Raw genomic sequence first — 11,500 nt, 5'->3', positions numbered from 1 at the left:
CGCGCGGTCTGCTCCGCAGACACGACGCGGCGTCGCTACGCGACGCTTACCGGCGCTGCGCGCCGGACACCCCCGGGCTCCGCCCGGAGGGGCCAGGCACTCCGTGCCTGGCCTGCCGGACCAACGCTCCGCGCTGGTCCGGGGCCTGACAGCTCCGCAGTCAGGCAAAAAGCGGCAGCAGTAGTGAGGGGGTGGCCCGGACTCCCGCCGTCTCGCCCGACCCTGACGGAGCGTCAAACTTGACGATGGGCTAGATTCTGGGACGATACCCCACCTCAACCCGACCATCTGAGAATGCGTCAATTCCTGCTCGGGATGGATTCTGGGATGGCGGCACGGGTGTCTTGTAATTAGGTGACTGGTGAGCGGTAGATGTAGTGCCGCGAGTGATGGCAGGAATGATCAACTGTGCTGCCGGCAACAGAGGTTACTGGATGGGAACGCTGTGGCTGACGCTTCGGTGTGGCCACGGCGGCACTGTTCGGGCTGTGCGCCGGGGTGGTTCCTGGCATCGCCAGGAACCACCCCTTTTGATCCGGCAGCGGGGAGGTGCGTCTCGGTGTGTGCCGGCCGGTGCTCTAGAAGATGCCGGTGATGGAGACCTCCCAGTTGCTGCTGCCGACGAGGTGGGGACTTGTCAGCGCGGTGGCTCTGCCGGGGTAGAAGAGCAGACATCCGCTGGGGCAGGTAGTGGTCTGGGCTGTGCCGGTGTCGTCCACGTAGTTGACGGTGTAGTTGGGATCGGCCGGCGTGGTGGCCCACAGGTCGCCGTAGGTGTCACCGGAGGTGGGCTGGAACTGGCGGTAGGTGATGTCCGTGCCGGCGTCCGGGTCGCTGTAGGTGCGCGTGCTGACCGTGCCCTGGATGTTGCCGGGGGAGGCCAGGTGGGGGCGGTTCTGCCAGCCGCTCGAGCCGTACGTGGTGGGCGGGGTCTGGAGGGAGTAGGTGCAGTCCCTGACACCGGGAGTGTTGGAGCAGGCGCCGGTGTGGACGCCGGGGTAGAGGAGAAGCTGGCCGGTGGAGGGCTTGCGGCCGAGGATGTCGTCCACGCCGTCGCCGTTCACATCACCGGTGGCGAGGTTGGTGTATGTCATCCAGCCGCTGCCGCCTATTTCGGTCGGCTGGAGCAGGAAGGGCTCGGTTTGATCCTGTGATCCGTCGGCGGCGGCGTTACCGCTGTAGAGCCAGAGCTTCGCGTTGGTGCAGTTCCCGTTGGTGTCCCAGGCGCTGCATTCGGTGGTGATGAAGTCATTGCCGGGGATCCCGTCGATGTTTCCGGGGGCGATGATCTGGATCAGGCCGCTCCAGTCGGGGGTGCCGGGGTGCACGATTTCGCGGCGGGTGTTGTAGTTGGGGCTGCCCAGGCCGTTGCCGCCGTAGAGGTAGAGCTTGTTGTTGCTGAGGCGTACCAGGAAGTCTTCGTAGCCGTCAGGTGACTGGGTCGGGCTGGCGAAGTTGACGAGGTCGCCGCGGTGCGCGATGAGGGCGCCGGTCCAGCCGCTGTTGCCGACGGTCTGGAAGGCTGCGACGTGGCCGGTGCCGTCGCCGGCGTACAGACGGAGTTTGCCGGTGTTGTCGGTGGCCACCATGTCGGCGTAGCCGTCGCCATTCAGGTCCCCGGGCAGGTCCTGGTGGGCCAGGCCTTGACCTGGATCCTTGTCCGAGGCGTAGACGAAGGCGGACGGGGTGGTGCTGAGAGTGGTCGCGTCGACGACCTTGTCGAGAGGGGAGTGGTTGTCCGCGGCATCGTAGGCGACCACGTGCAGGGTGCTGGACGGCCAGCCGCTGGGGATCACGTTAATGGTGGCGGTGTGGTGATCGGCGCCGACGGCGACCCAGGTGCCGTTGGCGCAGCGGGTGCTGGAGGCGGACAGGTAGCTGTCCAGGGTCCAGCAGAAGCCGGCGACGTCGGTGGCGAAGTTGTACAGCTTGAGCTGGACGGTCTTGCGCCCTGGGTACTTGTCGGTGGCTTCATCGGCTGCGGTGCCGTCGGTGTTCGTCACCACGACCGGGTCGGTGGGCCCGATCTTGTCGACGCGGAAGGCGCAGCTGGTGGTGTAGCCGCTGTCGGTGTCCTCCTCGTCGACGGCGTGGACCTTCCAGCTGTAGGAGCCGGTGGGCAGCTTGGAGGCGGGCATGACGACGGAGGCGGTCTGGCCGTTGGAGACCTGGTCCGAGCTGGGGTAGCCGGACGGGAAGCTCACCGGCTGGTTGGTGGCGGTATTGGTGACGGAGAAGTAGCCGGTAACCTTGCCGCCGTCCTTGTCGGCGAGCTTGGCGGTCATGGCGAGGCCGCTGTTGCCGATGACGTCACCGCAGGGCACCGGCTTGTTGCCGTCCCCGCTGGGGCTCCAGGAGCCCTCGAAGGCATCGTGGTCGGCGACCGTGGGCTTGTAGTTGTAGGTGACTTCCAGGGCTGGGGAGTTGGTGAACCGCTTGAAGCTGTTGTGGTCGTCCTCGTACGAGGACGGGGCGCGCAGGCCGAAGGTCACGGTGCCCGCCCCGCTGTCGGCGGCCTGCTGGACGTAGGTCGTCAGCGCGGCGGTCTTGTAGTCGTGCCCCAAGTCGCCCGGGCAGTAGGTGGGGTTGCCATGGGCGTAGGAGTCGGAGTCGAGTTTCGTGACCCAGTCTGGCTGGTTGTTCCAGGTGGGGGTGGTGCTGATGCTGGAGGTGGACCACAGCTCGGTCGGCCCGGCGACGGAGGCGTCACAGCCCCAGGAGTGGGTCTCGACGACACTGAAGGTGGCGTCGAGGATGTCAGCGTCCTTCAGGCCGTCGGTGTTCATCGCGAAGAAGGACCGCGTGGCACCGGTGTCGTTGAAGCCGACCCGCGGCTCATCGCTCGGCGTGCCGGAGTGCCACCCAGAACCGTTGGGGTAAGCGTCAGACGGGGTGGCCGAGTAGACCACGGCCCACTTCTCCCGGTAACCACCCGTGAACACGGGATCCACCACGAGCGGAAACTGATCCGCCGTCGCCAACAGCGTGGGATCCGGAGTCAGCGTCAGCGTGTCACCAGAGACGTCTGCGGCCACAGGCGCGCTCTCCGGCTCGTCGACGGCGCCGGCTGCAGCCATGCTGGCCGAAGCAGCAGACCTGAACCCGGTGGGCTGCTCGTCGGTCGCGTCCGGCTGCTCCCACATCTTCGGGCTCGGCGCGCTGAAGACGACATTCCCGACCGCGTCAGTGGCGGTGAGATTATCGCTGTCGTCGTCGGCCAGGGTGACACCCTTGGTGGCAACGCCGAGCTTGATGGACTGCATTGCCGGATTCGCGGCGGCCTGCGGGGTGTTAACAATCAGGTGCTCGGAGAACCCGTCGACCTCGGCGATCACCTTGAGGTCCACGTCCGGCAGGACCGACTTGTACAGCGCGGTGTTGCCGTCCAGCACGGGCTGCGGCAGCGCTGTGGGCCATGACAGCGACAGTTGCTTGTCGCCCTTGGTCAGGGTTGCCAGCGGGCTGGTGCCGCCGCCGGAGAAGGCTATGCCGAAGGTGGGAGATGCCGGGCCGACCGTGCCGTCAGGGTGCTCGACGACCGTGGCGTCGGCCTTCTCCCATATGCCCTCGTATCTGCTCCACACGGGGGTGGAGTACTGCCGGCGGGTGGTGGTGCCGTCCGGGTTGGCGAAGACCTCCGCCGACTCCTCGCGCTGGTCGATGATCTCGGTCCGCTGCCTGGTCTTCGCCGCCAGGGCGAACGCCTCAGCCTCTGAACTGGGCGGGTTGGGCGCTGGGCTGTCATCCGCCGCTGCAGTCGTGGGCAGGGTCAAGGAGGTGACGGCCGTCAAAGGAAGGCCGAGAGTGAGAAGGAACGCTATCGAACGTCTTCTGCGGCCCGTCGGTCGCGGGTCTGCCATGAGGCGCCTTTCTGAAGCGCACGCGAATCGTGCTTGAGACCGCAGATTATTCAACCGACGCCATATTCCAAAAGATTTCGTCGACCGCCGTGCCCCAAGGGACAGAATGTGAAATTCAACACGCTCCAAGTGCTCGCGACTTGGCGTGTGGACTTGGGGCGCTTCGGTCATATTTTGCTGCATCTGTGCAGATCAGGAGCTTGATCCTTAATGCTCCAATCCGGAATGGATTTCTGCAGGTGAGAATCGGGGCGCGAGCGGATGATTCACTTGCGCCTCTTGTCAGATGCCTGTGCCTCCGCTTTGATTTGCTTGATCTTCAATGTGATGCAGATTTAGGGGTGGGATATTCACATGTGGTTCCGTCGTGGCTTTGCCATGCCATTTTCTAAATATCCACGGCCTGTACATGGATCGCGCCGCGCTCGCGTCGCATCCGTGGGCCTGATTTCGGCAGCACTCGCTGTTTCTCTGCTCTCGGCGCCTGCGGCAGCGTCGCCCACGGAGAAGTTCTCTGTCCGGTCCATGCAGAAGACCACGTCTGTGACCGGCCGCGACCTCGTCTCCCGACGGGTGGTTAAGCCAGCGCCATCACAGCGAAACGTCTGGCATCCACCAGGACGGCTGACCTGGCCAGACGGCGGCCATGCTGACGTGGTGTTGCCTGCTGCAGCCTCGGGAGCCAATGCGAAGGCCGCGCGTGGCCGGCACGGCGTCCAGGCGGGGGCGCTGCCGGTCCGTGTAGGCCAGCCCACTGCCCTCGCCGCCGGTTCCCGACCCGGTAGCCACCGCCTGCCGACGGCGCCCGAGCGAGTCCGCGTGGCCATGGCCGACCGCAAGACCGCTCAGCGGGCCGGTGTGGAAGGGCTGCTGCTGTCGGTCCAGCGCACCGACGCAGCCGGAGCCAGCACCGCTGACGTACAGGTCGACTACTCCCGCATCGCGTCTGCGTTCGGCGCCGGCTGGTCCTCCCGCCTGCGACTGATGCGCATGCCCGCTTGCGTACTGACCACCCCCAGCAAAGCCAAGTGCCGCCGCGGCGAGCCCCTGCCCACCAAGAACGACACCGCCGCCCGCACCCTGACCGCCACCGTGGCACTCCCAACGGCCCGCACCGTGTCCAGCCCGTCGTCTCCGACGACGCGCACGGCCGTATCCGCGGGCGCCGGCATGATGGTCCTGGCTGCCACCGCTGGCACTGACGGCGGGGAAGGGTCGTTCAAGGCGACCTCGCTTGCTCCGTCCGGTTCGTGGTCGGCGGGCGGAAACTCTGGCGGTTTCGGCTGGAGCGAGCCGATGACGGTGCCCTCAGCCCCAGGCGGGCTGCAGCCGAAGGTCGCGCTGTCCTACAACTCCTCCGCCGTGGACGGCCGCACCTCCTCGACGAACAACCAGACGTCGTGGATCGGTGAGGGCTGGGACTACTCGCCGGGCTACATCGAGCGCACCTACGCCTCGTGTGAGAACGACAAGCAGGGCGGCAACAACACCGACAAGGTCGGCGACCTGTGCTGGAAGTCGGAGAACGCAACGCTGTCACTGAACGGCACGTCCACCGCCCTGGTGTGGGATGCCAGCAAGGACACGTGGAAGTTTGCCGCAGATGATGGCTCGCGCGTCGAACGCATTCACGGTTCCGCGCCGGATGACGTCAACGGCGATGACGATTACGAGTACTGGAAGCTGACGACGCTCGACGGCACCCAGTACTGGTTCGGGAAGAACCGCCTGCCAGGCTGGACCACCGGCAAGGAGGAGACGAACTCGGTCTTCACCGTGCCGGTCTACGGCAACCACACCGGCGAGCCGGGCCACGGCTCGGACTTCGCCTCCTCGGTGGCAACGCAGGGCTGGCGCTGGAACCTTGACTACGTCGTCGACCCGCACAACAACGCGATGGCGATGTACTACACCAAGGAGACTGGGTACTACGCGCAGAACAACAAGATCGACACGCCAGTCAGCTACATCCGCGGCGGGTATCTGAACCGCATTGACTACGGCCTGCGCGCCGGCGCCGTCTATAGCACGGCCAACCCGGCGGGCCAGGTGACCTTCAGCGTTGCTGATCGTTGCCTGTCCAACTGCGGGACGTTCGACACCGCGCACGCGACCAACTGGCCGGACACCCCGGTCGATCTGGACTGCACGAGCGGCAAGCAGTGTCTGACCGCGGCCCCGACGTTCTGGTCCCGCAAGCGGTTGACCGACATCAACACCTTCGCCCTGCAGGGTTCCGTGATGCAGCCGGTCGACACCTGGACGCTGACCCAGTCCTTCCCGCTCACCGGAGACGTCTCCAAGCCCGCGTTGTGGCTGGACTCGATTCAGCACACCGGCAAGGCCGGGGCCCTGGCTGACATCACCATGCCGACGAAGACCATCTTCGGCGGCACACCCATGCCGAACCGGGTGGACTCGGCCGAGGGACGGCCGCCGCTGAACAAGTACCGCATCACCCAGGTCACCAACGAGACCGGCGGCCAGACACTGGTCACCTACAGCCCCACCGAGTGCACCCCGACCACCCTGCCGACCCCGGACCAGAACACCAAGCGCTGCTTCCCGTCGTGGTGGACCCCCGATGGAGCGGTCGATCCGATCAAGGACTGGTTCCACAAGTACGTGGTGACTCAGGTCGTTGAGGACGACACCACTGCGGGCACCGGTTCGGCGTCGAAGACCACCACCTACCAGTACAGCGGCGCGGCCTGGCGGCGCGACGACTCACAATTCACCCTGGACAAGCAGCGCTCCTGGAACGTCTTCCGCGGCTACGCCAGCGTGATCACTCTCACCGGGGCCAGCAACCGCACCAAGACCGAGACCACCTACTTCCAGGGCATGGCCGGCGACACCCTCGCCGACGGCACCACCCGCAGCACCGTGCCCATCAACGGCGTCTCCGACCGTAACGACTTTGCCGGCCGGCCCGCCGAAACCCGCACCTACGACACCGACGGCGTGGGCGGCAAGGTTGTCGCCAAGACCACCTACACCCCGTGGGAATCCGACCCCACCGCCACCCAGAACATCACCGGAATCACCGACCCCGACACACCCGGCACCCCGGGGCCGACGCTGCCCGACGCCATTGCTAGGTACTCGGGCACCGTCACCGAGGCCGCCCGTACCCTGCAGGACGACGGCACCCACTGGCGCACCCTGACCACGACCCGCGTCTACGACAAGGATTACGGTCTGCTCATCGCCGAGGGCGACGACGGCGACAGCACAAACGGCGTGGGGCCTCAGTGCACCCGAACCGACTACGTCACGCCCGACACCACACACTGGCTGATCGCCTACCCCTCCCAGGTCACCACCACCGATCTCTCGACCTGCAACCTGACCTACGCAAACACCCACATCACCGATACCACCCGCATCTCCTACGACAGCCAGGCGCCGGGAACCGCCCCAAAGCCGGGTCAGGGCAACGCGACCAAAACTGAAAAGGCCGCCAAGCTCGACGGCAACAACCAACTGGTGTGGGAGATCACCAACCAGAGCGGCTACGACTCGTACGGCCGTCTGATCTCCACCCAGGGGCAGGACGGTCAGCCCATCACCACCACCTTCAATCCCCCCACCGGCGCCCAGCCCACCACCGTCACTGTCACCAACATCAAGGGCTTCTCCAGCACCACCACGCTCGACGGCCTGCGTGGCCTGCCACTGCGGGCGACCGACCCCAACCTGCACACCACCACCAGCGAATACGACGCGCTGGGACGCCTGACCAAGGCATGGAGTGCCGGCCGCGCCACCACCAGCAACCCGAACATCTCCTTCACCTACAACATCACCTCGTCCGCCCCGTCCACGGTGACGACGAAGAAGCTGTACGAAGACGGCACCTCGGGCACGACCGTGGCGATCTACGACTCGTTCCTGCGCCAGCGCCAGACCCAGGCCGACGCCATCGGTACCACCGGCCGCACCGTCACCGACACCTTCTACGACACCCTTGGCCGCGCCTTCCAGACCGACGCCCCCTTCTACAACGATCAGCCTGTCTCCACCACGCTCCTCACGGTGACGCCCAACCAGATTCCCGCCTCCACCGTCACCGAGTACGACGGCCGGGGGCGTCCTACCGCCGCCGTCACCCTGTCGCTGAACGTGGAGAAGTGGCGCACCACCACCACCTACGGCACCACCACCGCCGGTGACTGGACGGCGACGCTGCCGCCAACCGGTGGTACAGCGAGCCTGGACATCGCAGACATCCGCGGCCGCACCGTCGAACACCGCTCGTACAAGGACCGCACCCCCGTCATCGGCGCGGCTGCCAGCCAGTACGAGAAGACCCTCTACGCCTACGACCAGGCCGGACAGCTGACCAGCCTCACTGACTCGTCGGGCCGCAACAGCTGGACGTACACCTACGACCTGCGCGGCCGTCAGAAAACCAGCACCGACCCGGACAAGGGCACCACCACCGTCACCTACAACACCGACGGCCGTCTCGAAACCAGCACCAACGCCGGCACCACCCTGGCCACCACCTACGACAACCTCGGCCGCAAAACCAGCCTGCGCATCGGCTCGATCACGGGCACGAAGCTCGCCGAGTGGACCTACGACACCGTCACCGACACCGACGGCAAGCTCAATGGCAAGGGCCTGCCCGCGTCCTCCACCCGCTACGACAACACTGTCACGCCTGTAGCCGCCTACAAGACCGAAGTCGTGGGCTACGACTCGGCCGGCCAGCCAACCGGCACGAAGGTGACCGTGCCGTCGGTGACCGGTGAGGAGAAGCTCGCCGGCACCTACACCAGCACCACCACCGCCACCGCGGTCAACGGCCTGCCCGCCACCGCCACCTACAGCACCACCAACACCAACGCCACCACCGCGCTGCCTGCCGAGACCGTCACCAGTCACTACGGCGCCCAGGACCAGCTCGGCATCGTCGACGGCACCCTGTCCCAGGTCTACCTGCGCGGAGCCAGCTACACCCCGTTCGGTGAACTCGCTCAGGCCCAGCTCGGCAACCTCGGCGCCCGCGTCATCCAGACCCTCAGCTACGAGACCATCACCCACCGGCTCGCGACCGCCGTCGTCGACCGCGAAACGACCAGCCCGCAGACCCTGTCGAACATCAAGTACACCTACGACACGGTCGGCAACGTCACGCGGATCCGAGACGACCAGAACGACGGCACCATGGCCGACGACCAGTGCTTCGCCTACGACTGGGCAGGCCGCCTGTCAGAGGCCTGGACCACCGGCGACGCCTGCACCACCAAGCCCGTGAACGGCACCGGCGCCCCGGTACTCGGCACTGTCGACCCTTACTGGACCAGCTGGACCTTCACCGGCGCCGGTGACCGCAAGACCGAGATCCAGCATAAGGCGGCCCCCATCACCGCCGACACCACCCGCACCTACACCTACCCCACCACCACCGGCGCCCCCCGGCCGCACGCCGTGCTCAGCATCACCGCCACTGGCGGCGCCACCGGAACCGACAACTACCAGTACGACAACGCCGGCAACCTCACCACGAAGACCCCCGCCACCGGCGCCGCTCAGGGTCTTACCTGGAACGAGGAAGGCAAACTCGCCACCTCCACCATCTCCGGCAGCACCACCAAGTTCCTCTACGACGCCGAAGGCACCCGGATCCTCAAGCGGGAACCCACCGGGACCACCCTGTACCTACCCGGCGGCCAGGAACTCACCCTCACCAAATCCACCGGCACCCTCGCAGGCACCCGCTACTACAGCGTCCCCGGCGGCTCCGCAATCCGGACCAGCAGCGACGGTAAGGTCCGCCTTCTGGTCGCCGACCCCCACGGCACCAACAACCTCTCCGTCAGCGCCACCACCCTCTCCTTCAACCGCCGCAAAACCCTCCCCTACGGCGCACCCCGCGGAACCGCCTCCACCTTTTGGCCCGGCCAGAAGGGATTCGTCGGCGGCGACATCGACGCCACCACCGGCCTTACCCACATCGGTGCCCGCGACTACGACCCCACCATCGGTCGATTCATCAGCGTCGACCCACTCCTTGACCCCTCCGACCCGCAGTCCCTCAACGGTTACGCCTACGCCAACAACACGCCGGTCACCGCCAGCGACCCCACGGGTACGCATTGGGAAAATCCGAACCACGATCCGTGCGAGGGTTGGACAGACTGTGGGCCCGTCAACATGGGCAAGGGAGGCGGTGGTGGGGCAGGAACGACAGGATCGACTGATAACGGCAGCACCAAGTCCACCAAAACACCCGCAGTTGCCCCGGACGTCGAGAATGATGAGCTCAGGAGCATCCTTGAGGACATCTACCCGAAGCCAGGCACCGTTCCCCAGGTGGAGTCTGGAAAAAACAGCGAGGCTCTGCTGTATGAACTGGAGACAGGAAATCAGGTAAGACACAAGTGGCACGTTGCCGATGTCGCCGACAACCTGTCTCGTCTCTCCAAACTGATTGAGGGCAATCGCAAGGGAGAGGAAAAGATGAAAATGAACGCCAGAGATCTAAAGATCGCCTTGGATGAGGCCAAGGAGGCGTACGCGGCCCTCGACACCATAGACGACGTCGGTAAAGTCAATGATTACATCAGGGGGAACCCGGCGGTCCAGGGAAACATACGGGCGGCCGTGAAGAAAGTGATCGAGTATCCGTCCATGGCCGAGGTCAGCGGAAGCAAGTTCAAAGTTAATACATACCAGGGGCGCGAAGTCGGAACGCCGAAGCTTGTAGAAAGCGGCAAGCTTCCAAAAATTATCGGCACATTCAGCGTCGCGGGTGATGTCCTCTTCATTATCGACGGAATCAAATCCATCGTGACAGGGGACGCGCAATGCATGCTCGGTTGCCCCCAGCCGAACTACATCTAAGGCAAAAGGTGAGTCGAGAAACCTCGGCCCCATGAACCACGACGCCCGTGATCTTCTGTAGCATGGGCCGGGCAATGTAGGCGAGAAGCCCCCTTACGGTCGGGAAGGACGTCCGACGCGGGGGGCTTCTCGCTGTTCACCGACTTTACGGAAACCCGGAAAGGTCCGCACATGTCTTCGTGGCGCGACAGCGACAATGACAACATCTTCGTGAAGGGGGTGCTCTGGGAGCTTCTCCCTGCGTACCATCAGGACATTGCTGAGGTCGAGGAAGATGAGAGACCTTGGATGAACACGCCGGGCGAGGTCAGTATGTATACGGTCGTATCGGAGGTCTTCCTCCGTAAGGCTTTCAAAGATCTCCTTTCCACGGGCGAGCTCGACTCGGACCTGGCGCAGACTTGTTCGAATGTTATCGAGGAACTTCTCGGTAGTGGGCGTCCCGCTGTGCTCGACCTTGTCAGTCTGCGTGTCACCGACTATCTACTCGGATACATCGAGCCGTGGCTCCGATTCAAGTCATTCGCGGGTCCACTGCTAGTCCTGGAGGTCGAAGATCGCAAGCAGTACTACACCGGCCCCTTCTGAAAACCCTCACGGGTGCCACTCCAGAAATTCGCACAGTTGCCCAACATCCGGGTTGCGACGATCTGTTATTGCGCGCGAATCGACTGAGGCGAAGAGTGGGTATGAGCTCGTAACACGATCTTGTGACTCAGCCCGGGTAGTCGTGTCGTGGTGGAGCGTGGGAGCGTGGCCCTGGATCGTGGGCGATGGCCTGTGTA

General features: G+C 65.1%; 3 protein-coding genes. 2 read left to right on the top strand and 1 reads right to left on the bottom strand.

Going from position 1 to position 11,500, the window contains the following annotated elements:
- Positions 1-578 precede the first annotated feature (578 nt).
- Positions 579-3,773, bottom strand: coding sequence for an FG-GAP repeat domain-containing protein (locus ACWDGI_RS43405; protein ID WP_450768571.1), 3,195 nt, complete (start codon positions 3,771-3,773; stop codon positions 579-581).
- A gap of 912 nt (positions 3,774-4,685) precedes the next feature.
- On the opposite strand from ACWDGI_RS43405, the gene ACWDGI_RS43400 reads away from it, so the two are divergent.
- Both ACWDGI_RS43400 and ACWDGI_RS43395 read left to right on the top strand, forming a co-directional pair.
- Positions 4,686-10,715: an RHS repeat-associated core domain-containing protein gene (locus ACWDGI_RS43400; protein WP_450768572.1), complete on the top strand. Its 6,030-nt coding sequence runs from the start codon at positions 4,686-4,688 to the stop codon at positions 10,713-10,715.
- A 171-nt stretch (positions 10,716-10,886) separates the two neighbouring features.
- Positions 10,887-11,303: a hypothetical protein gene (locus ACWDGI_RS43395; protein WP_450768570.1), complete on the top strand. Its 417-nt coding sequence runs from the start codon at positions 10,887-10,889 to the stop codon at positions 11,301-11,303.
- The last annotated feature ends 197 nt before the right edge of the window (positions 11,304-11,500 follow it).

It is taken from the genome of Streptomyces sp. NPDC001220 (genome assembly GCF_053597895.1).
The sequence above is the reverse complement of the archived record's forward strand: the minus strand, read 5'-3'. Positions and strand labels throughout refer to the sequence as shown.